General features: G+C 67.6%; 20 protein-coding genes. 14 read left to right on the top strand and 6 right to left on the bottom strand.

Annotation, left to right across the window (positions count from 1 at the left end; all coding sequences use genetic code 11):
* Positions 1-2 precede the first annotated feature (2 nt).
* A complete protein-coding gene (tsaB, locus tag HWY37_RS10660) occupies positions 3-1,256 on the top strand; it encodes a tRNA (adenosine(37)-N6)-threonylcarbamoyltransferase complex dimerization subunit type 1 TsaB (RefSeq protein ID WP_176088600.1) in 1,254 nt (417 codons plus the stop codon).
* Positions 1,253-2,242 carry a uracil-DNA glycosylase gene (locus HWY37_RS10655; RefSeq protein ID WP_176088599.1) on the top strand — a complete coding sequence of 330 codons (990 nt, stop codon included), beginning with the start codon at positions 1,253-1,255 and terminating at the stop codon, positions 2,240-2,242. The genes tsaB and HWY37_RS10655 overlap by 4 nt, the downstream gene beginning before the upstream one ends.
* Positions 2,243-2,341: 99 nt before the next feature.
* Here the strand turns inward: HWY37_RS10655 and lplT are convergent, their stop codons facing one another.
* Positions 2,342-3,655 carry a lysophospholipid transporter LplT gene (gene lplT / locus HWY37_RS10650; protein WP_175209219.1) on the bottom strand — a complete coding sequence of 438 codons (1,314 nt, stop codon included), beginning with the start codon at positions 3,653-3,655 and terminating at the stop codon, positions 2,342-2,344.
* Positions 3,656-3,954: 299 nt separating this feature from the next.
* Between lplT and smc the strand changes: the two genes are divergently transcribed.
* Genes smc through ligA form a run of 3 tightly spaced genes read left to right on the top strand, consistent with a single transcriptional unit; the run spans position 3,955 to position 10,723 of the window.
* Positions 3,955-7,488, top strand: a complete 3,534-nt coding sequence (gene smc / locus HWY37_RS10645; RefSeq protein ID WP_175209220.1) for a chromosome segregation protein SMC — start codon at positions 3,955-3,957, stop codon at positions 7,486-7,488.
* A gap of 46 nt (positions 7,489-7,534) precedes the next feature.
* Positions 7,535-8,614 carry a cell division protein ZipA C-terminal FtsZ-binding domain-containing protein gene (locus HWY37_RS10640; RefSeq protein ID WP_176088598.1) on the top strand — a complete coding sequence of 360 codons (1,080 nt, stop codon included), beginning with the start codon at positions 7,535-7,537 and terminating at the stop codon, positions 8,612-8,614.
* The gene (gene ligA / locus HWY37_RS10635) at positions 8,615-10,723 is read left to right on the top strand and encodes an NAD-dependent DNA ligase LigA (protein WP_176088597.1); all 2,109 of its coding nucleotides are present in this window, start codon (positions 8,615-8,617) and stop codon (positions 10,721-10,723) included.
* Between the two features lie 18 nt (positions 10,724-10,741).
* On the opposite strand, the gene HWY37_RS10630 is transcribed toward ligA, so the two are convergent.
* A complete protein-coding gene (locus HWY37_RS10630) occupies positions 10,742-11,536 on the bottom strand; it encodes an IclR family transcriptional regulator domain-containing protein (RefSeq protein WP_176088596.1) in 795 nt (264 codons plus the stop codon).
* Between the two features lie 149 nt (positions 11,537-11,685).
* On the opposite strand from HWY37_RS10630, the gene HWY37_RS10625 reads away from it, so the two are divergent.
* Genes HWY37_RS10625 through HWY37_RS10610 form a run of 4 tightly spaced genes read left to right on the top strand, consistent with a single transcriptional unit; the run spans position 11,686 to position 15,711 of the window.
* Positions 11,686-12,666, top strand: a complete 981-nt coding sequence (locus tag HWY37_RS10625; RefSeq protein ID WP_176088595.1) for a Bug family tripartite tricarboxylate transporter substrate binding protein — start codon at positions 11,686-11,688, stop codon at positions 12,664-12,666.
* A gap of 22 nt (positions 12,667-12,688) precedes the next feature.
* The gene (locus tag HWY37_RS10620; protein WP_176088594.1) at positions 12,689-13,837 is read left to right on the top strand and encodes a M24 family metallopeptidase; all 1,149 of its coding nucleotides are present in this window, start codon (positions 12,689-12,691) and stop codon (positions 13,835-13,837) included.
* A gap of 20 nt (positions 13,838-13,857) precedes the next feature.
* Positions 13,858-14,700, top strand: coding sequence for a TauD/TfdA dioxygenase family protein (locus HWY37_RS10615; protein WP_175209226.1), 843 nt, complete (start codon positions 13,858-13,860; stop codon positions 14,698-14,700).
* Between the two features lie 9 nt (positions 14,701-14,709).
* A complete protein-coding gene (locus HWY37_RS10610) occupies positions 14,710-15,711 on the top strand; it encodes an alpha/beta fold hydrolase (RefSeq protein ID WP_175209227.1) in 1,002 nt (333 codons plus the stop codon).
* A gap of 98 nt (positions 15,712-15,809) precedes the next feature.
* Here HWY37_RS10610 and HWY37_RS10605 read toward each other — a convergent pair whose 3' ends face one another.
* From HWY37_RS10605 to msrB, 4 genes are all read right to left on the bottom strand, one after another.
* Positions 15,810-16,586 carry a peptidylprolyl isomerase gene (locus HWY37_RS10605; protein ID WP_175209228.1) on the bottom strand — a complete coding sequence of 259 codons (777 nt, stop codon included), beginning with the start codon at positions 16,584-16,586 and terminating at the stop codon, positions 15,810-15,812.
* Between the two features lie 17 nt (positions 16,587-16,603).
* Positions 16,604-16,873, bottom strand: a complete 270-nt coding sequence (locus tag HWY37_RS10600; RefSeq protein WP_175209229.1) for a BolA family protein — start codon at positions 16,871-16,873, stop codon at positions 16,604-16,606.
* Between the two features lie 68 nt (positions 16,874-16,941).
* Positions 16,942-17,520, bottom strand: a complete 579-nt coding sequence (locus HWY37_RS10595) for a septation protein A (protein WP_118931866.1) — start codon at positions 17,518-17,520, stop codon at positions 16,942-16,944.
* Positions 17,521-17,919 carry a peptide-methionine (R)-S-oxide reductase MsrB gene (gene msrB / locus HWY37_RS10590; protein ID WP_175209230.1) on the bottom strand — a complete coding sequence of 133 codons (399 nt, stop codon included), beginning with the start codon at positions 17,917-17,919 and terminating at the stop codon, positions 17,521-17,523.
* A 52-nt stretch (positions 17,920-17,971) separates the two neighbouring features.
* Between msrB and HWY37_RS10585 the strand changes: the two genes are divergently transcribed.
* The 5 genes from HWY37_RS10585 to HWY37_RS10565 all read left to right on the top strand — a co-directional run bounded on the left by HWY37_RS10585 (position 17,972) and on the right by HWY37_RS10565 (position 22,434).
* Complete coding sequence (locus tag HWY37_RS10585) at positions 17,972-18,649, top strand: energy-coupling factor ABC transporter ATP-binding protein (protein WP_175209231.1); 678 nt, start codon at positions 17,972-17,974, stop codon at positions 18,647-18,649.
* Positions 18,646-19,242, top strand: coding sequence for an energy-coupling factor transporter transmembrane component T family protein (locus tag HWY37_RS10580; RefSeq protein ID WP_176088593.1), 597 nt, complete (start codon positions 18,646-18,648; stop codon positions 19,240-19,242). Before HWY37_RS10585 ends, HWY37_RS10580 begins: the two co-directional genes overlap by 4 nt.
* 39 nt (positions 19,243-19,281) lie before the next feature.
* Positions 19,282-19,839 carry a biotin transporter BioY gene (locus HWY37_RS10575; protein WP_176088592.1) on the top strand — a complete coding sequence of 186 codons (558 nt, stop codon included), beginning with the start codon at positions 19,282-19,284 and terminating at the stop codon, positions 19,837-19,839.
* A 242-nt stretch (positions 19,840-20,081) separates the two neighbouring features.
* Positions 20,082-21,245 (top strand): ABC transporter substrate-binding protein, encoded by a 1,164-nt coding sequence (locus tag HWY37_RS10570; RefSeq protein WP_175209234.1) that lies wholly within the window; start codon positions 20,082-20,084, stop codon positions 21,243-21,245.
* 151 nt (positions 21,246-21,396) lie between these two features.
* On the top strand, positions 21,397-22,434 hold the full coding sequence (locus HWY37_RS10565; RefSeq protein WP_175209235.1) for a branched-chain amino acid ABC transporter permease: 1,038 nt from the start codon (positions 21,397-21,399) through the stop codon (positions 22,432-22,434).
* Positions 22,435-22,437: the final 3 nt, after the last annotated feature.

Genomic DNA, 22,437 nt, shown 5'->3' with positions numbered 1-22,437 from the left:
CTATGGAACTAAACCTGCTGGCTTTGGAAACTTCTTCGTCCCGTTGCGGCGTGGCCCTGTTGCGGGCGGTCGATGGTCGCCTGGAGGTCAGCGTCAGGGAACACGAGGGTTCCCAGGAGCACGCGGAACGGCTCTTGCCCATGGCCAACGAGCTGCTGGCGGAGTCCGGGCTGGCGCCTGGCGCCCTGCACGCAGTGGCTTTCGGCCAGGGGCCGGGCGGCTTCACCGGCTTGCGGGTGGCTTGCGGGGTGGCCCAAGGCATGGGCCTGGGCCTGGGCATCCCGGTGCTTCCCATTGTCTCTCATCAGGCGGTTGCCGCCCAGGTGCCGGCTACACCGGAGCAGGCGATCGTGGTGGCGCTGGACGCCCGTATGAACGAGGTCTATCTGGCGGTCTACCGCCAGGCGGCCGTTTCGGATGGTGAAATCTCCTGGGAGATCCTGCAGGCGCCACTGCTGATCGCGGCGGCCGAAGTCGTGCCCTGGACCGCCCATCATCTGCCGGGCTGGTCGGCCCGCGCCGGCCGGCCGTTGGAACTGGTATTGGCTGGCGACGCCTGGGACGCCTACGCGTCCGACATGCAGCATCCCGGCCAGTGGCAGCGCGCCCTGGACGCGCGGCGGCCGGAAGCCGCCAGCGTGGCCCGCCTGGGACGGCAGGGCTGGATGCGGGGCGAGGCCGTGGCGCCGGAACTGGCGGCACCGCTCTACGTGCGCGACAAGGTGGCTTTCACCACCGCCGAGCGCATGCGGGGCGAGGGCGGCAATCCCAAGGCTCAACCTTCGCTGGCGCCCTGGGTGCCCCAGCCGATGACCGACGCCGACCTGGAAGAAGTCGTGGCGCTGGAGGCGCACGTGCAGGCCTTCCCCTGGACGCGCGGCAATTTCGCGGACGCCCTGGCGGCGGGCTACGGCGCCTGGGTGTTGCGGCGCGAAGGCAAGCTGGCGGGGTTCTGCGTGCTGATGTTCGCGCCCGACGTGGCGCATCTGCTGGTGATCGCCGTGGCCAAGGCGCTGCACCGCCAGGGGCTGGGCGGCGCGCTGCTCAGCTGGTGCGAGCAGCAGGCGCGCGAACGTGGCCTGGAAGGCGTGCTGCTGGAAGTGCGGCCGTCGAACGCGTCGGCCATCAGTTTCTACAAGCGGCACGGCTACCTGCAGATCGGCGTGCGCCGCGGCTATTACCCTGCCGAGAAAGGCGGCCGCGAGGACGCCCTGGTCATGCAGAAGCGCTTCACGGCGGATGGAGCGGCGGCATGAGCCAGCCCACTGCCGCGCCGCCGTCGGCCGCGCCCCGCGTCAATCCGTTGCAGCGCATCTGGCTGCGCGAGATCGGCATGGAGCGGCTATGGCTGCGTCCTGCACCGGCGCCCAGCCAGCCTGCGGTTGATCCGCAAGTCATTGTTTCCAAGGAGGTTTTGTCGGCGTCGGTGCAAGTGTCCGCTGCCGAGGCGCGGCCTGTGCCGCAGTCTGCGGCACAGGCCGCCGCAGCGCCGGTTGCCGAGTCTCCGGCCGCCGCTGCGCCTGTCGCCGTCGCTCCCGCCGCTGCCGAGCCAACCCCTGGCCGTCCCGGCATACCGGCCTCGATCCTGACCCGCAGCGGTCCGCCGCCGCGTCCGGCGCCCAAGACGGAGGCCGAGGCGCCGCCACCGCCGCCGGTGCCAGTGGCCGAGGCGATCCGCAACGCCAGCCTGGACGAGATGCGCGAGCAGGTCGTGGCCTGTTCCGCCTGCGGCCTGTGCAAAGGGCGCCGCAACGCGGTGTTTGGCCATGGCGGCCAGCCCACGCGCTGGCTGGTGGTGGGCGAGGCGCCGGGCGAGCAAGAGGACCGCCAGGGGCAGCCCTTCGTGGGGCGCTCCGGGCAGTTGCTGGACGCCATGCTGTCGTCGGTGGACATGAGCCGCGAGCGTGACGTCTTCATCACCAACGTCATCAAATGCCGGCCGCCGGGCAACCGCAATCCCAAGCCGGAAGAGATTGCGGCCTGCAGTCCCTACCTGACGCGGCAGATCGCGCTGCTCAAGCCGGAGCGGATCCTGGTGCTGGGCCGCTTCGCGGCGCAGACGCTGCTGGGTACGGACGCCACCATCGGCAGCCTGCGCGGCCGCATCCATCAGCTGAAGACGGACGAAGGCCGGGAGATTCCGGTGGTCGTCAGCTACCACCCCGCCTATCTGCTGCGCAGCCCGAGCGAGAAGGCGCGCGCCTGGCAGGATCTGCGGCTGGCGGTGGCGCAGCTGAACTGAGATTGCGATTCCGAGGCTGCGCTTCCTAGATCGCGGTTCCCGCAGTCGAAAAAAAAACCGGGCCGAAGCCCGGTTTTTTCATTGCCGCAGTCAGCGCATCTAGTGCGACGAGTCCAGGGCGCGGCCATGGCCTTCCTGGCCGATCTGCTCGTGCAGCTCGGGGTTGGCCTGCAGGTTGCGCTTGCTCCAGCGCATGAAGACCACCATCAGTACGGCGACCACGGTGCCGAAGATCACGATGATGATGTTGATGGGCAACTGCAGCCACAGCAGCAGCGTGTACATGGCCACCATCAGCAGAATGTTGAGCTGCTCATTGAAGTTCTGCACGGCGATGGAGTGGCCGGCCGACAGCAGCACGTGGCCGCGGTGCTGCAGCAGCGCGTTCATCGGGACCACGAAGAAGCCGGCCAGGCCGCCTGTGATCAGCAGCAGCAGGTAGACGCTCCAGGGCGAGTAGACCAGCGGCATCAGCAGCACGACCAGGCCCATGGCCGCGCCCACCGGCAGCACGGCCAGCGCGCGGCGCAGGGGAATGCGGCCCGCCAGGATGGAGCCGACCACCGTGCCCAGGGCGGCGACGCCCATCAGCATGGAGGCCTTGTCCAGCTGGTAGCCCAGATGGCTGCGGCCCCATTCGATGACGATCAGCTGCAAGGTGGCGCCGGCGCCCCAGAACAGGGTGGTGACAGCCAGCGAGATCTGGCCCAGCTTGTCCTTCCAGAGCACACAGACATAGCCCCAGAACGTGCGGATGAGACGCACCGGGTTCTTCTGCTGCGGCGGATAGCGCACGTGGGTGTGCGGAATCATCAGGTTGCACAGCGCGGCCAGCAGGTAGACGAAGGCGATGACCAGGATCGCGGCCTCGGCCGGCGTATGGACCAGCTTGCCGATGAACGAGTGGCTGAGCAGGGCGGTGGAAACGGAGGACGAGATCAGCAGGCCGCCCAGCACCGTGCCGAGGATGATGGAGAACACCGTCAGGCCTTCGATCCAGCTGTTGCCCTTGACCAGCATGGACGGGGGCAGCATTTCGGTCACGATGCCGTACTTGGCGGGGGAATAGGCCGCGGCGCCGATGCCGACGATGGCGTAGGCGGCGCAAACCAGGTAGGTCTGGTACTGGGGGGCGACGCCGATGCTGGCATACGAGAACATCAGCATGCAGCCGGCCACTTTCAGGGCGTTGGTGGAGAACATCACGCGGCCCTTGGGGAAGGAGTCCGCCAGCGCCCCGACGAAGGCGGCCAGGACCACATAAGCCAGCGCGAACGACCACTTCATCATGGGTGCCAGCCAGTCCGGCCCATGCAGTTCCTGTATCAAGGCGATGGCTGCGATGAACAGCGCATTGTCCGCCAATGACGAGAAGGCCTGCGCGGCCATGACCAGATAGAAACCACGTTTCAAGAATGTCCCCGTTCTCAGGCCTGGCGCCCGCCAGTCCGCGTGAAAATTTATGTGTCGTGCCAAAAAAATGTCAGGGAGTATAGCCGGAGCCCAGATGGCGGCCATTGAGCGTTTGCCCGCAAGTTGACCGCCCGCAACGCTCAGGGACAACGCGCCTTGACCCTTGCTGACGTTTGGGGACAGACTGCCTGCGGTATCATACGACCCATGTGTATGCCGGCCCCCCAGGGGCCGGTTTGCAATCTGTGCGGCAGGTCCGTTAACGCCTTTCGTTCAACCCACCCCGTCGTCATCGTATTGTGCGTCTTACTCAGCTAAAACTCGCCGGTTTCAAGTCCTTCGTCGATCCCACCGTGATTCCCGTGCCCAGCCAACTGGTGGGCGTGGTGGGTCCCAATGGTTGCGGGAAATCGAACATCATCGACGCCGTGCGCTGGGTGCTGGGCGAGGCCAAGGCCTCGGAACTGCGCGGCGAGTCCATGCAGGACGTCATTTTCAACGGCTCCGGCAACCGCAAGCCCGCGGCGCGGGCTTCGGTGGAAATGGTGTTCGACAACAGCGAAGGGCGCGCGGCCGGCCAGTGGAGCACCTACGCCGAAATCGCCGTGCGCCGCGTGCTGACCCGCGACGGCACCAGCAGTTATTTCGTCAATAACCAGCAGGTCCGGCGCCGCGACATCCACGACATCTTCCTAGGCACCGGCCTGGGCGCCCGCGGCTACGCCATCATCGGCCAGGGCATGATCAACCGCTTGATTGAGGCGCGCCCCGAGGAACTGCGGGTGTTCCTGGAAGAGGCGGCGGGGGTGTCGCGCTACAAGGAACGGCGCCGCGAGACCGAGAACCGCCTGTCCGACACGCGCGAAAACCTGACCCGCGTCGAAGACATCCTGCGCGAACTCAACAATCAGCTGGAAAAGCTGGAAGCGCAGGCCGAAGTCGCCACGCGCTACCGCGAGCTCCAGGCTGACGGCGAAAAGAAGCAGCATGCGCTGTGGTTCCTGAAGGAAACCGGGGCGCGCGAGGAGCGCGCCAAGAAAGCCCAGGAAATGGCCCAGGCCCAGAACGAGCTGGAAGCCGCCATTGCCGGCCTGCGGGCGGGCGAGGCCGCGCTGGAATCCCGGCGCCAGGCCCATTACGCCGCCAGCGATGCCGTTCATACCGCCCAGGGCGCGCTGTACGAGGCCAATGCCCAGGTCAGCCGCCTGGAAGCCGAAATCCGCCACGTCGTGGACTCCCGCAACCGCCTGCAGGCGCGCCGCGACCAGCTGCAGCAGCAGATCGGCGAATGGACCGCGCAGCGCGAGCACTGCACTGAACAGATCGCCCAGGCCGAGGAAGACCTGGCCGCCGGCGCCGCCCGCACCGAAGAGGCGCGCGCCAAGGCCGAGGACGCCCAGGCCTCGCTGCCGGCCGTGGAGCAGCGCGTGCGCGAAGCCGCCTCGGGGCGCGACGAGATGCGCGCCGCGCTGGCCCGGGTCGAACAGAACCTGGCCCTGGTGGCGCAGTCGCAGCGCGACGCGGACCGCCAGATGCAGGCCCTGGAGCAGCGCCGCGAGCGCCTGCAGCAGGAACTGCGCGAACTGCACAGCCCCGATCCCGTGCGCCTGGAGCAACTGGCCGGCGACCGTGTCGCGGGCGAGGACCAGCTCGAGGAAGCCCAGGAAGAACTCGCCACCCTGGAAGGCCGCGTGCCGGAAGCGGATGCCGAGCGCAGCCGCGCCCAGGCCGCTGCCCAGACCGACGTCCAGAACCTGGCGCGCCTGGAGGCCCGCCTGTCGGCCCTGGTGAAGTTGCAGGAAGACGTGCAGAAGCAGGGCGCGCTGGAACCCTGGCTGGCCAAGCATGAACTCGCCGGGCTGTCGCGCCTGTGGCAGAAGCTGCATATCGAACCGGGTTGGGAAACCGCCCTGGAAGCCGCCCTGCGCGAGCGCATGGCCTCCATGGAGGTGCGCAGCCTGGACTGGGCCCGCGCCTTCGCCGAGGACGCGCCGCCGGCCCGCCTGGCGTTCTACCAGCTGCCGGCCGCCGCGCCCGCGCCGGCAGCGCCGGCCGGCCTGACGCCGCTGGCCAGCCTGCTGCGCATCACCGATCCCGACCTGCGCACGCTGCTCAACGAGTGGCTGGGCGGCATCTACACGGCCACCGACGTGACCCAGGCCCTGGCCATGCGCGCCACCCTGCCCGCGGGCGGCGCCTGCGTGGTCAAGGCCGGCCATCTGGTCGACGCGCACAGCGTGCGCTTCTATGCGCCGGATTCCGAACAGGCCGGCCTGCTAGCGCGCCAGCAGGAAATCGAAAACCTGCAGCGCGAGATCAAGGCGCAGCAGCTGATCGCCGACCAGGCGCGCGCCGCGGTCGCCCGCGCCGAAGTCGCCTGGCAGCAGGTGTCCCAGGCCATCGCTCCGGCGCGCCAGCGCGTGGCGGAGGTTACCCGCCGGGTGCACGACATCCAGCTGGAACACTCGCGTCTGCAACAGCAGGCCGAACAATCCGGCGAGCGCGCCTCGCGCCTGCGCCAGGACCTGGAAGAGATCAAGGTCCAGGAAGAAGACCTGCGCGCCGCCCGCGAAGAGGCCGAGGCCCGCTTCGAGGCGCTGGACGAAGAACTGGCCGAGCACCAGTCCCGTTTCGCCGACGCCGAGATCGACGGCGAGACCCTGGCGGCCCAGGCTGAAGCCGCGCGCGCCGGCCTGCGCGAACTGGAGCGCGCCGCCCAGGAAGCCGAGTTCGCCGAGCGCGGCATCCAGGTCCGCATCACCGACCTGCAACGCAATCAGCAATTGGCCGCGGACCAGAGCCAGCGCGGCAGCGTCGAGCTGGAGCAGCTGCTGGTGGATCTGGTCGAGCTGGACGCCTCGGCGTCCCAGGCCGGCCTGCAGGACGCCCTGGAAGTGCGCGCCGAGCGCGAGGAAGCGCTGTCGCGCGCGCGCCAGGAACTGGAAAACCTGGCGGCCCTGCTGCGCGGCGCGGACGAAGACCGCCTGCAGCAGGAGCAGACGCTGGAGCCGCGGCGCGCCCGCATCATGGAATTGCAGCTGCAGGAACAGGCCGCGCGCCTGGCCGAAGAGCAGTTCACCGAACAGCTGAACGCGCGCGAGGTCGATCGCGAGGCGCTGGCCCAGGATCTGGCCAACCAGCCCGACGAATGGCGCCGCGCCAGCTGGCTGCAGTCGGAAGTCAGCCGCATTTCGCGCCAGATCGAAGCCCTGGGCTCGGTCAACCTGGCGGCGCTGGACGAATTGAACACCTCGCGCGAGCGCAAGGGCTTCCTGGATTCGCAGCATCAGGACCTGATGACCGCCATCGAGACCCTCGAAGACGCCATCCGCAAGATCGACCGCGAAACCCGCGAGCTGCTGCAAGAGACCTTCAACGTCGTCAACGGTCACTTCGGCGAGTTGTTCCCCAAGCTGTTTGGCGGCGGCGAGGCCAAGCTGACCATGACGGGCGAGGAAATCCTCGACGCCGGCGTGCAGGTCATGGCCCAGCCCCCGGGCAAGCGCAACAGCACCATCCACCTGCTGTCCGGTGGCGAAAAGGCCCTGACCGCGACCGCGCTGGTGTTCGCGCTGTTCAAGCTCAATCCCGCCCCGTTCTGCCTGCTGGACGAGGTGGACGCGCCGCTGGACGACGCCAACACGGAACGCTACGCGAACCTGGTCGCCAACATGAGCGAGCAGACCCAGTTCCTGTTCATCTCGCACAACAAGATCGCGATGCAGATGGCAAAGCAACTGATCGGTGTAACCATGCAAGAGCAAGGGGTTTCGCGTATCGTTGCGGTAGACATAGATTCGGCCGTCCAGATGATGGCCTCCGAAGCGGCATAAACCCAATATTCAGAAGGGCGTCGGGGTCTCGGCGCGGGATTTATACATGAGTGATTTGCAGATCGGGCTGATAGCCCTGGGCGTATTGCTGATACTGCTGGTGCTGGGATTCAACTGGTGGCAGGACCGGCGCGTCCGGCGCAAGATGCAAACCCATTTCCCCTCCACCGAGCAGGATCCGCTGTTGGGGGCGGGGGCCGCCACAGGCGCAGCCGCGACCGCGGGCGCCGCGGCGGCGCGCCGCGAGCCCGGCATGGGCGGCGAGGCTCCTCGCGCCCAGCCCGGCCAGCCGGCCCCGGTCGATCCGGGCAGCGATGCCGACGACACGGAAGAGCCCGATCCCGCCTGCGAGGTGGTCATCGAGATCAACTTCGCCGAAGCCGTGCGCGGCGCCGATCTGCTGCCCTACATGCAAAGCCTGCGCCACGTGGGCCGTAAGCCCATGCGCGTGTTCGCCGAAACCGACCAGCGCCGCCACCGCGCGCGTATCCATGCAGGCGAGACCTACGCCTCGATGCAGCTGGCCGTGCTGCTGGCCAACCGCAGCGGCCCGCTGACCGCCATCGAATGGTCCCAGGCCTGGGCCCGCGCCCAGGACATGGCCGAGCGCTTCGATGCCACCATCGAAGGCCCGGACCAGCAGGCCGTGCTGGAACAGGGCGCCCGCTTGGACGACACCTGCGCCGCCCTGGATACCCAGGTCGGCCTGACCCTGCTGCTGGGCGCCGCCCAGCCCGCGGCCGAGGTGCTGTCGGTGGCGCGCGACCTCGGCTTCGTCGCCGACGGCAGCCGCCTGGCCTGGCCGGCGGAAAACGGCGTGGCCCGCTTCACGCTGGCGCGCGCCGACGGCGCCGCTTTCGATGCCGGCATGGGCGGCATCGAACGCCTGTACCTGCTGCTGGACGTGCCCTGCAGCCCGGCGGATGCCCGCGCCTTCGGCCGCATGGTCGACGTGGGTCGCGACCTGGCCGCCCGGCTGCGCGCGGATCTGGTCGACGATCAGGGCAAGCCCCTGGCCGACGGCTCGGAAACGGTGATCGACGAACGGCTCCAGGTGCTGTTCGGCCAACTTGAACAAGCGGGCCTGCCCGCCGGCAGCGAGCGCGCCCAAAGGGTGTTTGCTTAAATGAACAGCAAGTCTGGCGGTGAAGACGCGGCGCAGGCCGCGGCGCGCTTGCGCGCCGAAATCGAGCAGCACAACGTCCGCTACTACGTCTACGACGACCCCACCGTTTCGGACGCCGAGTACGACGGACTGATGCGTGAATTGCAGGCCCTGGAGGCCGAGCATCCGGAGCTGGTGACGCCGGAGTCGCCGACGCAGCGCGTGGGCGCGGCGCCTGTGTCCGCCTTCGGCAGCGTGCGCCATGCGGTGCCGATGCTGTCCCTGGGCAACGCCTTCGACGAAGAGGACGTGGTGGCCTTCGACCGCCGCGTGACCGACACGCTGCGCGGCGCGGGCCTGCTGGGTCCGGCGCAGGAAGCCGACTACTTCTGTGAACTCAAGCTGGACGGGCTGGCGATCAGCCTGCGCTACGAGGACGGCCGGCTGGTGCAGGCCGCCACCCGCGGCGACGGCCAGACGGGCGAGGACGTCACTTCCAACATCCGCACCATCAAGGCGATTCCGCTACAGCTCAAGGGCGCGGCGCCGAAGGTGCTGGAGGTCCGCGGCGAAGTGCTGATGAACCGCGCCGACTTCGAAAAACTGAACCAGGCCCAGGCCAAGCGCGACGAAAAGGTCTTCGTCAATCCGCGCAACGCCGCCGCCGGCAGCTTGCGCCAGCTGGATCCGCGCATCACGGCCAAGCGCCCGCTGCGCTTCTTCGCCTATGGCTGGGGCGAGATCCACGGCCTGCCGGGAGCGCAGGGCGGCTTGTTCGCCGAGGCGACGGCGGGCGCGGCCGAGGCCTCGCAACTGCCCGAGAAGTCCCATGGCGCCATGCTGGACTGGCTGGCCTCGCTGGGCCTGCCGGTCAACGTCAAGCACAACCACCGCGCCCGCGGCGCCGAGGGCCTGATGGCCTTCTACGCCAAGGTCGGCCAGCTGCGGCCGGAATTGCCCTACGACATCGACGGCGTAGTCTACAAGGTGGATTCGCTGCCGGCGCAGAAGGTGCTGGGCTTCGTGGCGCGCGCGCCGCGCTTCGCGCTGGCGCACAAGTTCGCCGCCGAGGAAGCCACCACCACCTTGCTCGACATCGAGGTGCAGGTGGGCCGCACCGGCGCCATCACGCCGGTGGCGCGCCTGAAGCCGGTATTCGTTGGCGGCGTCACCGTCACCAACGCCACACTGCACAACGAGGACGAGATCCGCCGCAAGGACGTGCGCATCGGCGACACGGTTATCGTGCGCCGCGCGGGCGACGTGATTCCCGAAGTGCTGGGCCCGGTGCTGGAAAAGCGGCCGGACGACGCGCGCGAGTTCGTCATGCCGATGGCCTGTCCGGTCTGCGGCTCGGCCATCGAACGCCTCGAAGACGAAACCATCGCGCGCTGCACAGGCGGCCTGTTCTGCGGCGCGCAGCGCAAGCAGACGCTGTGGCACGCCGCCAGCCGCAAGGCGCTGGACATCGAAGGCCTGGGCGAGAAACTGGTGGACCAGCTGGTCGACAGCGGCCGGGTCAAGACCCTGGCCGACCTGTACGGCCTGCGCCCGCTGGAGCTGGTGGGCCTGGACCGCATGGGCCAGAAATCCGCCGACAACCTGGTGGCCGCGATCGACAAGGCGCGCGCGCCGGGGTTGAACCGCCTGCTGTACGCGCTGGGCATCCGCCACGTGGGTGAAACCACGGCGCGCGACGTGGCGCGCCATTTCGGCAGCATCGACGCCATCATGGGCGCCGACGAGGACGCCTTGTCCTCCGTGCCCGACGTGGGGCCGGTGGTGGCCGCCTCGATCCGCCGCTTCTTTGCGGAACAGCACAACCGCGACGTGATCGAACAGCTGAAGTCGCAGGGCGTGAACCCCGTGGCCGATGCGGCGCCGCAAGCCACGACGCTGGCCGGCAAGACCTTCGTGCTGACCGGCACGCTGCCCAACTGGACGCGCGAGGAAGCTTCGATGCGCATCCAGGCGGCCGGCGGCAAGGTCAGCGGTTCGGTCTCCAAAAAGACCGCCTACCTGGTGGCGGGCGAAGATTCCGGCAGCAAGCTCACCAAGGCCCAGGAGCTGGGCGTCGCGGTGCTGGACGAGGATGGGCTGAAGGCCCTGCTGGGCGAGCAGGGCGGCTGAGGCCGCCCGGCCGCCAGTTCAGATGCTGCTGCGCGGCATCATGTCGCGGATGGCGGTAGCCGCGCGCTGCAAGGCAGGCAGGTGCTGCCGCTTCAATTCGTCGGGTTGGCGGGAGCCGAGCACCATGCTGACGCTCAGGCCCGCCACCGCGCGGCCTTCGTGGTTGTACAGGGGAACGGCCACCCCCGCGAAGCCGTCCACCAGTTCGCTGACCGAAATGCAGTAGCCGTCCTCGCGCACCTGCCGGATCAGCTTGCGCAGGGCGCTGCGCGACACCGTCGTGTAGGGCGTCAGGCGCTTCAGGTCGGCGCTTTCCAGATAGGCATCGAGCGCCTCGTCATCCAGCGTCGACAGCAGCGTGCGGCCCAGGGAATGGGCGTAGGCGGGCAGGCGGCTGCCCACCGAGAGGTCCAGCTTGAGCAGCTTGGGGCCTTCCTCGCGCGCCAGAAAGACGACGTGCTGCCGGTCCAGCACCCCCAGCGAGCAGGTTTCCCCCACGCTTTGGGCGACTTCGCGCATGGTCGCGCGGGTCAGCTTGGGCAGGCTCAGCGAAGCGAAATAGGCGTAGCCCAGGTCCATGACCTTGGGCGTGGGCGAGAAATCCCTGCCGTCCTGCCGCACATAACCCAGCTTTTCCAGCGTCAGCAGAATGCGCCGCGATGCCGCGCGCGTCACGTCGAGCTGTTCGGCGGCCTCCTGCACGGTCACGCTGGCCACGCCGGTGGCGTAGATTTGCAGCAATTGCAGCCCGTTGGCGAGGCTGTCCAGAAACTCCTCTTTCCTTTCTTTCGGTTCCGGCAATGTCGTGTCCATGTATCGGCGGTCTTGTCGTTGAAGGCTCGATTGTAGTTTGACATCCGCGGCAATCTCCATAAAATGCCAATTAGCGAACAATTGTTCGTTAATTAGATGGGTCGGCCAGGGCACCCGCCCGGTACGTCCCGCATAAACGGAGACATGCCATGTGCAGGAGACTATTGCGCGCCCTGGGCGCGTGCGCCCTGGCGGTAGGGGCGGCGGCCAGTTCCGCCGCCGGCGCGGCCGAAGCCTATCCCAGCAAACCCATCCGCTTCGTGGTGCCCGCCGCGGCCGGCGGCCCGACGGAAATCGTCACCCGGTTGCTGGCCGAGCGCATGACGCAGAGCATGGGCGTGACGGTGATCGTCGAGGCCAAGCCAGGCGCCGGCGGCAACATCGGCGCGGACGCCGTGGCCAAGGCTGCCCCGGACGGCTACACCATCCTGATGGGCACGATAGGCACCAACGCCATCAACCAGACCCTGTACAAGGCCATGCCGTTCCAGCCGCTGAAGGACTTCACGGCGGTGACGCAGGTCGTGTCGTATCCGCTGGTCGTGGTGGTCAATCCCAAGCTGCCCATCCATTCGGTGGCGGACCTGATCGCCTATGCCAAGGCGCATCCCGGCAAGCTCAACCGCGCTTCGGGCGGCAGCGGCACGTCCATGCACATGTCCGGCGAACTGTTCAACGAAATGGCCGGCGTGCAGATGCAGCACATCCCGTACAAGGGCAGCCTGCCGGCGCTCACGGACGTGATCGGCGGACAGGCCGATCTGGCCTTCGATAGCCTGGTCATCGCCCAGCCCCTGATCAAGGCGGGCAAGCTGCGCGCCATCGCAGTCACCGGGCCCGAGCGTTCGCCGGCCGCGCCCGACATCCCGGCCGTGGCCGAAACCCTTCCGGGCTACGCCATGACGTCCTGGATCGGCGTGTTCGCGCCCGCCGGCACGCCGCGCCCCATCGTCGACCGCCTGCAGCAGGAAATCGCCCGGGCGCTGGCCGATCCCCGCGTGCGGGAACAGTTGCAGTCCCAGGCCGCCGACCCGGTAGTCAGCACGCCCGACGACTTTGCCCGCTTCACCGCCGACGAAACCGAGAAATGGGCGCCCGTCGTCAAAGCCTCCGGCGCGTCCGTTTCCTGAAGTCCCCAACAAGGAGCCATCCATGCAGTCCATCGATTTTCAGGCGCGCCGCAAGCGCGTCGCGCAGCACGCGCGAGAACTCGGTTTTAATGCCTACCTGGGCACCCGCCAGGGCGCGCTGCACTACCTGAGCGGAGCCTTCATGCCCTGGCGCGGCGCGGTGCTGGTGACCGCCGACGGCCATTGCGAATTCATCTACTGGGCCATGGACGCTTCGCGCGTGCGAGCCGAGGGCCACCAGATGGAAATGTACGAATTCGAATTCTCGGACTTCCCGCAGCTGATACGCCAACGCCTGGAGCATCACGGGCTGACGCGCGGCAAGGTCGCGCTGGACCTGTCGCACCCGGGGGCCGCGCAGGTGGCGCCGGGCATGCTGACCGCGGCCGAGTACTTCGACCTGTCCAGCCACCTCCCCGACATCCGCTTCGCGAACGGCGTGGACGTGATCGACGACGTCATGCTGATCAAGGATGCCGCGGAGATCGAACGCCTGCGCCATGCGGCGGAGGTCTCGGACTACGGCTTCGAACAAGGCATGAACGCGGTGCGGGCGGGGGCGACCGAAAACGAGATCGCCGGCGAGATCGAGCGCGCGATCCGGCGGCGCGGCAGCACCTGGTCCTGGGCCGTGACGGGCGGCACCGAGGTCGGCGCGGGCGAGCGCACCGGCTTTTTGCGCGGCGTCACGCAGCAGGCGACCGACCGCGCCATCCGGCAGGACGAATTCGTGATCCTGGACCTGCACCCATTGCTGGATCTCTACATGGCGGATACCGCCTTGCCCGTGTTCCTGGGCAAGCCGGACCCGGTCCAGAGCAAGCTGATCGACTGCTGGGAAGAGACCGTGCAGACCATGCTCGCCTCCCTGACGCCCGGCCGGCCGATAGCGGAGTGCGCGAGCCGCGGCATCGCCGTGTTCGAGAAGCACGGCCTGAGCGAATTCGGCCTGCCGCTGTTCGGCCATGGCCTGGGCACCTGCGCGCGCACCCGGCCCTTCATCAACCTGCGCAGCCGCGACGTCGTGACGCCGGGCATGGTGGTGGCGTTGGGTACGCACTTGTACCGGCCCGGCGCGGGCGGCATGCGGCTGGAGTATCCGGTGCTGATCGGAGAGCACGGCGCGGAACCCCTGGTGCGCACCGAGGCCTGCGTGCACCGCCTTCCCTGAATCCCTGCAGGAGCCTGACGATGAAAGCAACACCCCTGAGCCCGCTGATCGGCGCCGCCGTGCGGGACGTGGATCTGGAAACGCTGGACGACTCGGCGTTCGAGGACGTGAACCAGCTGTTCCTGCGCCATCAGTTGCTGGTCTTCAAAAGCCAGCGCCTGTCGCCCGAAGGCCAGCTGCGTTTCAGCCGCCGCCTGGGCGAGCTGGATATCCATGTGCTGGCCCAGTACAACCACCCCGAGTATCCCGAGATATTCGTCTTGTCCAACGAGGTCAAGAACGGCGTGCCGGCGGGCATTGCCGACGGCGGTTCGTACTGGCATTCGGACTTCGCCTTCCGGGAGTGTCCCGCCAAGGCCACCATACTCAATGCCCAACTGATTCCGCCGGAAGGCGGCAACACGTTGTTCATCAACATGTACCACGCCTACGAGGAGCTGGACGAAGCCACCCGGTCCCAGTTGGCGGGGCTGCGGGCGGTGCACCGCTACCGGCGCAAGAACACCAAGGCCGAGGAGGGCACCCGGGTCACCATGGACGCGAGCCAACTGGCCGGCACCCCGGACGTGGAGCACCCCATCGTGCGTATGCATCCCGAGACTGGCCGCAAGGCGCTCTATGTGCACCCGGGCATGACGGCGGAGGTGGCCGGCTGGGGCGAGGCGGACAGCCAGGACCTGCTGGACCGATTGTTCGCGCATTGCACGCAGCAGAAGTACCAGTATGCGTTGCAGTGGGAGCCGGGCGACGTGGTCATGTGGGACAACCGCTGCGTGATGCACAAGGCGACTACCCGCGAACTGCCTGCCAGCATGCGGCGCACGATCTACCGCACGACGGTCATGGGCGAACGTCCGGTCTAGGAGCTTGCCGTGGCGGCATACTTGTCCGCGGATCACGCCGCCGGCGTGACGCAATTCGGCGGCCTGCGCCTGGACGGCGGCGGCACGCTGGCCCCGGCCGCGCTGGCCTGGGCCCGCTACGGCCCGGCGCCCGGGCGTGCACGCGCCGTGGTGCTGTTGTTGCACGGCATCTCGGGCAGCCACCAGGCCTTGCGTCCGGATCAGGGCGACGCCCATCCCGATGCTGGCTGGGCCAGTCCATGGCTGGGGCCGGGGGCCGCGCTGGACACGCGCGATACCTGCGTGCTGTCGCCCAATGCGCTGGGTTCCTGCTTCGGCAGCAGCGGCCCGGACGGCGCCCTGGCTGGTGAATTTCCCGACGTGTCGATTGCCGATGGCGTGCGCCTGCAGGGGGAATGGTTGCGCGCCCTGGGTGTCGAGCGGCTGGATGCCGTGGTCGGCTATTCCTATGGCGGCTACCAGGCGTTCCAGTGGGCGGTGGCTGCGCCGCTGCCGGTGGGGCGGGTCGTGGTGCTGGCCTCGGCGCCGCTTGGTGGCGGCAGCATGGCAGACGCGCAGCGCCTGCGCCGGATCGCCGCCGCGCTTGACGCGGGCGATGAAGCGGCCTGGAACGAATGGGTCGAATTGCGCTGCTCCACCTTGCGCCGCTATGGCTATGCGCAGTGGCTGGCCGACAAGGGTGAGCACAAGAGCGAGTCCGACCTGGAGCAGCGCCTGCGGGCCGATGCCCAGGCCTGGGCGGCGCGGTTTTCGCCCTGGGCCATGGCGGCGCTACGGTCGGCCGCCTGCCGCTACGACGCGCGCGCGGCCTTGTCGGGCAGTTCGACACCGGTGCGATGGCTGCGCTGCGCGTCCGACGAGCTGTTCGCGCCGGACGATCCGGGCGCCCGGGCGCGCGAGCCATACCCGGCCAACATCGTCCAGATTGGCGTGGACGGGCGCTATGGCCATCTGTCGCCGCTGCTGGAAGGCCGCCTCTGGAACGATCATTTGCAGCGGGCGCTGGCCTGAGAGGCCGGTACGCCGCCAGGCTGCGCCAGATTCCGGCGCAAGATCCAGGCATAAAAAATGCCCGCTTGCGCGGGCATTTTTCATCTGTGCGGCAAGGCTTACTGAATCTTGGCCTTTTCGCGCAGTTCCTTCTGGTAGTCGGCCAGGGTTTGCTGGCGCAGCATTTCTTCCAGTTGCGGGCGCACCTGGTCGAGCGGCGGGAATTCCACCGGACGGGTGTCGTCGACCATGATGATGTGCCAGCCATACTGGGTCTGCACCGGCTTGTCGACCAGTTCGCCCTTCTTCAGCTGCGTCACGGCCTGCGCGAACGGCTGGACGTAGTTGGTCGGGGGAGCCCAACCCAGGTCGCCACCCTTTTCGGCGCTGCCGGGGTCCTTGGAGTTCTTCTTGGCCAGGTCGCCGAACTTGCTCTTGTTGCTCTTGATCTGGGCCAGCAGGTCGTTCGCCGTCTTCTCGTCTTCGACGAGGATATGGCGGACCTTGTATTCCATCTTGCCGGCTTGTTCCTTCTTGATCTTCTCGTATTCGGCCGTGACCTTGGCGTCCGACACCGGGTGCTTGGCCAGGTAGTCGGCCATCAGGGCGCGCACCAGGATGCCTTGGCGGGCCAGTTCGATTTCGGTCTGGACGTCGGCTTGCTTGGCGATGCCGCCGGCTTCGGCGGCCTGCACGAAGATCTGGCGGTTGATCATTTCCTGCTTGACCTGTTCGCGCAGTTGCGGCGAATCGGTGGCGCCCTGGCTGACCAGCAGCTTGACGAATTGATCCAGGCTCTTTTGCGGAATGGCCTTGCCGTTGACGGTAGCCACGTTCTGAGCAAAAGCCGGCACGGCGATGACGCAGGCCGCAGCCAGCATGACGATGCGTTTCATGAATATCCTTTTACTTACTATTTGGGAGCCTGGGCATCTAGCGCAAGCGCATGAATCGGATAGGGGATCAAATCTTGCAAATGATGATACACCAGCCTATGCCGCGCAACGGCGGAGAGCCCCGCAAAGCAAGGCGCTACGATGATCACGCGATAGTGGCCGGCGCCGTTTTTACTGCCTTCGTGGCCGGCATGCAAATGCGAGTCGTCCAGGATGTCGAGGCTGACGGGTTCCAGGGCGGCTAGCCGCTCCCGGATAAGGGAAATGCGGTCGGTGGTGTCTGACATGGGGACGGGTATCAAGTTCCGGCGCGCGGGCTGGGGGGCGGGCGCGCCGGCAGGGGAATCGGAGCGCTTCAGGGCTGGCGGGGCGGGGTATCGGAGGAGGGGGCCTGTTCCTCGGTCTGGATGTGCTTGCCCAGCCAGATCGACTGGCCGATCACGAAGACCACCATCAGACCCATCAAGCCGAAGGCCTTGAAGCTGACCCATTGCGACTCGGTGAAGTGGCCGGAAAACGCCACATACAGATTGAGCGCGCCGGCCACCAGGAAGAAGCCGGCCCAGACCAAGTTCAGGCGTTCCCAGGCGGCGTCCGGCAGCTGGATCTGCTTTTCCATCAGGCGGCGGATCAGGTTGCGGCCGAACAGGAGGCGAGCGAACACCAGCGCGCCGCCGAACAGCCAGTACAGCACCGTGGGCTTCCACTTGATGAAGACGTCGCTGTGCAGCCAGATCGTGGCGCCGCCGAACACCAGGATGACCGTGAGGTTGATCCAGTGCATGGCCTCGGTGGCGCGGCCGGTCGCCTTCAGCCAGACGATCTGCAGCACGGCCGCCGCCATGGCGACGCCCGTGGCGATGAAGATGTCCGTGTACCGGTAGGCGATGAAGAAAAGGAACAGCGGAAACAGGTCGAACAGGAACTTCTTCATTCAGTCTTCTATGGGTTCAAACGTCATCGACAGGGAATTGATGCAGTAGCGCAGCCCGGTGGGCTCGGGGCCGTCGGGGAAGACGTGCCCCAGGTGCGAGTCGCAGACATTGCACAGCACTTCGGTGCGGACCATGCCGTGGCTGACGTCGCGTTCCTCGCGCACCAGCTCAGGATCCAGCGGCTGGAAGTAGCTGGGCCAGCCGCAGCCGGCATCGAATTTGGTGTCGGAAGCGAACAGCGCCGTGCCACAGCCCACGCAGCGGTAGATGCCGTGCGAGAACGTATTCCAGTAGCGCCCGGTGAACGCGCGTTCCGTACCCTTTTCACGGGTGACGACGTATTCTTCGGGGGAAAGCTGGGCACGCCATTCGGCGTCGGATTTGCGTACTTTGTCCATATGAGCTCTTGGAGTCCCGATGCCCGAAATGGTTCGGGCATAATCCCGCCCCATGTTAATCGAGTTTGACCAGGCGGTTGTTTCCACGCCCCAGGCGCAGGTGCTGACCGGGGTGAGCCTGACGCTGGCCGAACGCCGCATCGGCATCGTCGGCCCCAACGGCGCCGGCAAGAGCACGCTGGCGCGCCTGATCAACGGTCTGGTGCTGCCCTCCGCGGGCAGCGTGCGGGTCGGCGGACTGGATACCCGGCGCGACCTCAAGGCGGTGCGTCGCCAGGTCGGATTCGTGTTCCAGAATCCCGAAAACCAGATTGTCTTTCCCATCGTGCGCGAAGACCTGGCATTCGGCCTGAAGCAGCTGGCGCCGGACCGCCAGCAGCGCGAAGCCCGCATCGAGGCTCAGTTGGGGCATCTGGGCGTGGGCCACCTGGCGGACCGGACCAGCCACACGCTGTCGGGCGGCGAACGCCAACTGGTCGCGCTGGCCGCGGTGCTGGTCATGGAGCCGGCGCTGATCGTATTCGACGAACCCACCACCCAGCTGGACCTGCGCAACCGCAACCGGGTGCGCGACGCCATCGCGGGCCTGCCCCATGACGCCATCGTGGTCAGCCACGACCTGGAGCTGCTGGAGGATTTCGACCGGGTCGTGGTGGTGCGCGACGGCAATATCGCGGCCGACGACAGTCCGGCCGCCGCGCTGCGCTGGTACCGGGAGCACTGCGCATGATGGAACCGCTATATGTTGCGGGCGATTCGGTTCTGCACCGCCTGCCCGCCTGGTTGAAGCTGCTGGCGCTGATGGCGGCGGGCGCGGGCCTGTTCGTGCTGCGCGACCCGCGCTGGCTGGCGTTGGCCTTCCTGGCCGCCGCTGTGCTGGTCTGGTCCACGGGCGTCGCGGCGGCCTCGGTCTGGCGGCAGGTCCGGGGATTGGCCTGGGTGCTGCTGGCCGTGGGCGCGTTCACCGCCTGGTTCCAGGGCTGGCTGGAGGCGCTGGCCGTACTGCTGCGCGTGGCGGCGATGGTCGGCCTGGCCCTGGCCGTGACGCTGTCCACTCGCACGTCCGACCTGATCGCCGTCTGCGAAAAGGCGCTGATGCCGCTGGAGCGCATGCGTCTGGTCGACGCCGGCAAGGTTGCGTTGGCCCTGGCGCTGACGCTGCGCTTCGTTCCCGAGATCTGGCGTAATTTCCAGGAAATCCGCGAAGCGCAGGCCGCCCGCGGCCTGGGCGCCAATCCGGTGGCGCTGATCGTGCCCTTGATCGTGCTGACCTTGAAGCGGGCCCAGGAAGTATCCGAAGCGATCGACGCGCGCAGCCACTGAGCGCTGCGCGTCCTGTTTCATCTCCCAAAGGGGAATACCGTGAAATCCAGTAATACCGTGCTGATTGCGCTGTTCGCGGCGCTGATCGTCGTCCTGAGCCTGATCCCGCCGATTCCGCTGCCCGCCATACCGGTGCCGGTCACCTTGCAGACCCTGGGCGCCATGCTGGCGGGCGCGATGCTGGGTCCGGTCCGCGGCGCGCTGGCCTGCCTGCTGTACCTGGTGCTGGCGGCGGTCGGCCTGCCCGTTCTACCGGGCGGCCGGGGAGGGCTGGGCGCCTTTTTCGGGCCCACCGGCGGTTTCCTGGTGGGCCTGGTGGTAGGCGCCTTTGTCACCGGTTGGCTGGCGCGGCGTCTTGCCGGCCGCGCCACGGGCGGCTGGGCGCAATTCGCGGGCTACGTGCTGGCCTGCGTGGTCGGCGGCATCGTCGTGGTCTACGCCTGCGGCGTGCCCTGGCTGGCCGCCGTGACGAAGATGGGCCTGGCGAAGGCGGCGATGGCGGTGGCGGTATTCCTGCCGGGCGATCTGGCCAAGGCGGTGGTCGCGGCCTGGGTGGCGTCGCGCGTCGAGCGCGTGTGGCCGATGCTGGGGCGTTGAGGCGCGCGGCGGCGTCCAAGGGAATCCCCCAACTGACGCCCGCCGGGCTTTTCTAGTACAAGTTCGCCATTAACGAATGCATTTGCTGAAACGCGTTTTTCGTAGCACATCAGGGAATTACCGGAGTTGCGCATCGTCATCTGATACTGTTTTAACCCTATAATATTTTTTTCTGTATAACTTTAACTAGGCTCGCCCTGCCTCGCCCGAGGCGCTCCAGAGCCACCACAGGAGACAAAAATATGCGCAAGCACTTCGGCTTGTCCGCGGCGGCTGCCGCCATTGCCCTGGCCCTGCCGCTACTGGCGAACGCCCAGGTCAAGGTCGGCGTGACCGTGTCCAGCACTGGCCCCGCCGCGTCGCTGGGTATCCCCGAGCGCAACACCGTGGCCCTGCTTCCCAAGGAAGTGGCCGGCCAGAAGATCGAATGGATCGTCCTGGACGACGCCACCGATACGACGCAAGCCGTCAAGAACTCGCGCAAACTGGCCTCGGACGACAAGGTCGACGTGCTGATCGGCACCTCCGTCACGCCGGGCTCGCTGGCCATGGTCGACGTGGCCGCCGAAGCCAAGGTCCCGATGATCAGCGTGGCCGCCAGCGCCAAGATCGTCGAACCCGTGGACGACAAGCGCCGCTGGGTCTTCAAGACCCCGCAGAACGATGCCCTGATGGCCGGCGCCCTGGCTGACGCCATGGCCAAGTCCAAGGTCAAGACCCTGGGCTTCATCGGCTTTGCCGACGCCTACGGCGACGGCTGGCTGGACGTGATGCAGAAGGCCGCCAAGGCCAAGGGCATCGAGATCGTCGCCATCGAGAAATACAGCCGCACCGACACCAGCGTGACGGGCCAGGTGCTCAAGCTGGTCGGCGCCAAGCCCGACGCCATCCTGATCGCCGGCGCCGGCACGCCGTCGGCCCTGCCGCAGAAGGAGCTGAAGGCCCGCAACTACGGCGGCACCATCTACCAGACGCACGGCGCCGCCAACAACGACGTGCTGCGCGTTTGCGGCAAGGACTGCGACGGCATGCTGCTGCCGGCCGGCCCGCTGCTGGTCGCGGCCCAGCTGCCGGACAGCAACCCGGTCAAGAAGTCGGCCCTGGCCTACGTCGATGCCTACGAAAAGGCCAACGGCGCCGGTTCCACCAACACGTTCGGCGGCCACATGTGGGATGCCGGCCAGCTGGTCGTGGCCGCGCTGCCCGTCGCGCTGAAGTCGGGCGCCAAGCCCGGCACGCCGGAATTCCGCGCCGCCATGCGCGATGCCCTGGAAGGCGTGAAGGACCTGGCCGCTTCGCAAGGCGTGTTCAACATGTCGCCCACGGACCACGCCGGCTTTGACGAGCGCTCGCGCGTCATGGTCAAGGTGGAAGGCGGCAAGTGGGTCTACCAGCCCGGCCTGTAATCCTCCAGGATCGCCTGATCCACGGGTGCGCAACGCGCGGCGGCGCCCGCCGCGCGGCACCCCAGCAATGCTTCGCACCGGCCTTTCCGGCCGGTGTGTCGTATCAGTGTCCCGGGTGCGGCCGGAACACCAGAATAAATAAGGTTGTTAGATGGATTCCTCAATTGCGCTGATCCTGCTGCAAGACGGTGTCGTCAACGGCGCCATCTATGCCCTCCTGGGCATGGCTCTGGTGCTGGTATTCGCCGTTACGCGCGTCATTTTCATTCCCCAGGGCGAGTTCGTGGCGTTCGGCGCCCTGACCCTGGCCATGCTGGTGGACGGCAAAGTGCCGGGCACCGCCTATCTCCTGCCGCTGCTGGGCGTGGTCTGTCTGGTGCTCGAGCTGCTGCGCGCCGTGCGCACCCGCAGCGCCGCCGCCTTGCCCAAGGCCGTCGCCACCTGCGTGGTCCTGCCGCTGGCGCTGCTCTGGCTCACCGTGACCTACACCGCGCCCGGCAATTCGCTGTGGCTGAACATGCTGCTGACGCTGCTGCTGGTGATTCCGATGGGTCCGATGGTCTACCGCATCGTCTACCAGCCCTTGGCCGAGGCCACCGTGCTGGTGCTGCTGATCGTGTCCGTGGCCGTGCACTTCGCGCTTACCGGCCTGGCGCTGGTGTTCTTCGGCGCCGAAGGCTGGCGCACGCCCGCCTTCGTCAGCGGGCAAGTGGACCTGGGCTTCATGACGTGGTCGGCGCAAAGCCTGTTCGTGGTGGCGACCTGCGCCATCCTGATCATCGGCCTGTGGCTGTTCTTCGGCAAGACGCTGTACGGCCGCGCGCTGCGCGCCACCGCCGTCAACCGCCGCGGCGCGCGCCTGGTCGGCATCAGCACCACCATGTCCGGCAGCCTGACGTTCACGCTGGCCGTCGCCATCGGCGCCATGTCCGGCATGCTGATCGCGCCCATCACCACCGTGTACTACGACACCGGCTTCCTGATCGGCCTGAAGGGCTTCGTGGGCGCCATCATCGGCGGCCTGGCCAGCTACCCCGTGGCGGCCGCCGGCTCGCTGCTGGTGGGCGTGCTGGAATCCTTCTCGTCCTTCTGGGCCAGCGCCTACAAGGAAGTGATCGTCTTCACCCTGATTATCCCGGTTCTGGTCTGGCGTTCGTTCAGCACCCATCACGTGGACGAAGAGGAATAAACG

Source organism: Achromobacter anxifer (genome assembly GCF_903652925.1).
Taxonomy (GTDB): Bacteria; Pseudomonadota; Gammaproteobacteria; order Burkholderiales; family Burkholderiaceae_B; genus Achromobacter; species Achromobacter anxifer.
This window is presented reverse-complemented; position numbering and strand designations above follow the sequence as displayed.

Bases quoted from the DNA above. Each gene is read 5' to 3' on its own strand.
- tsaB (WP_176088600.1), top strand. From the start codon at position 3: ATGGAACTAAACCTGCTGGCTTTGGAAACTTCTTCGTCCCGTTGCGGC.
- HWY37_RS10655 (WP_176088599.1), top strand. From the start codon at position 1,253: ATGAGCCAGCCCACTGCCGCGCCGCCGTCGGCCGCGCCCCGCGTCAAT.
- HWY37_RS10640 (WP_176088598.1), top strand. From the start codon at position 7,535: ATGAGTGATTTGCAGATCGGGCTGATAGCCCTGGGCGTATTGCTGATA.
- ligA (WP_176088597.1), top strand. From the start codon at position 8,615: ATGAACAGCAAGTCTGGCGGTGAAGACGCGGCGCAGGCCGCGGCGCGC.
- HWY37_RS10630 (WP_176088596.1), bottom strand. From the start codon at position 11,536: ATGGACACGACATTGCCGGAACCGAAAGAAAGGAAAGAGGAGTTTCTG.
- HWY37_RS10625 (WP_176088595.1), top strand. From the start codon at position 11,686: ATGTGCAGGAGACTATTGCGCGCCCTGGGCGCGTGCGCCCTGGCGGTA.
- HWY37_RS10620 (WP_176088594.1), top strand. From the start codon at position 12,689: ATGCAGTCCATCGATTTTCAGGCGCGCCGCAAGCGCGTCGCGCAGCAC.
- HWY37_RS10615 (WP_175209226.1), top strand. From the start codon at position 13,858: ATGAAAGCAACACCCCTGAGCCCGCTGATCGGCGCCGCCGTGCGGGAC.
- HWY37_RS10605 (WP_175209228.1), bottom strand. From the start codon at position 16,586: ATGAAACGCATCGTCATGCTGGCTGCGGCCTGCGTCATCGCCGTGCCG.
- HWY37_RS10600 (WP_175209229.1), bottom strand. From the start codon at position 16,873: ATGTCAGACACCACCGACCGCATTTCCCTTATCCGGGAGCGGCTAGCC.
- HWY37_RS10595 (WP_118931866.1), bottom strand. From the start codon at position 17,520: ATGAAGAAGTTCCTGTTCGACCTGTTTCCGCTGTTCCTTTTCTTCATC.
- msrB (WP_175209230.1), bottom strand. From the start codon at position 17,919: ATGGACAAAGTACGCAAATCCGACGCCGAATGGCGTGCCCAGCTTTCC.
- HWY37_RS10585 (WP_175209231.1), top strand. From the start codon at position 17,972: ATGTTAATCGAGTTTGACCAGGCGGTTGTTTCCACGCCCCAGGCGCAG.
- HWY37_RS10580 (WP_176088593.1), top strand. From the start codon at position 18,646: ATGATGGAACCGCTATATGTTGCGGGCGATTCGGTTCTGCACCGCCTG.
- HWY37_RS10570 (WP_175209234.1), top strand. From the start codon at position 20,082: ATGCGCAAGCACTTCGGCTTGTCCGCGGCGGCTGCCGCCATTGCCCTG.
- HWY37_RS10565 (WP_175209235.1), top strand. From the start codon at position 21,397: ATGGATTCCTCAATTGCGCTGATCCTGCTGCAAGACGGTGTCGTCAAC.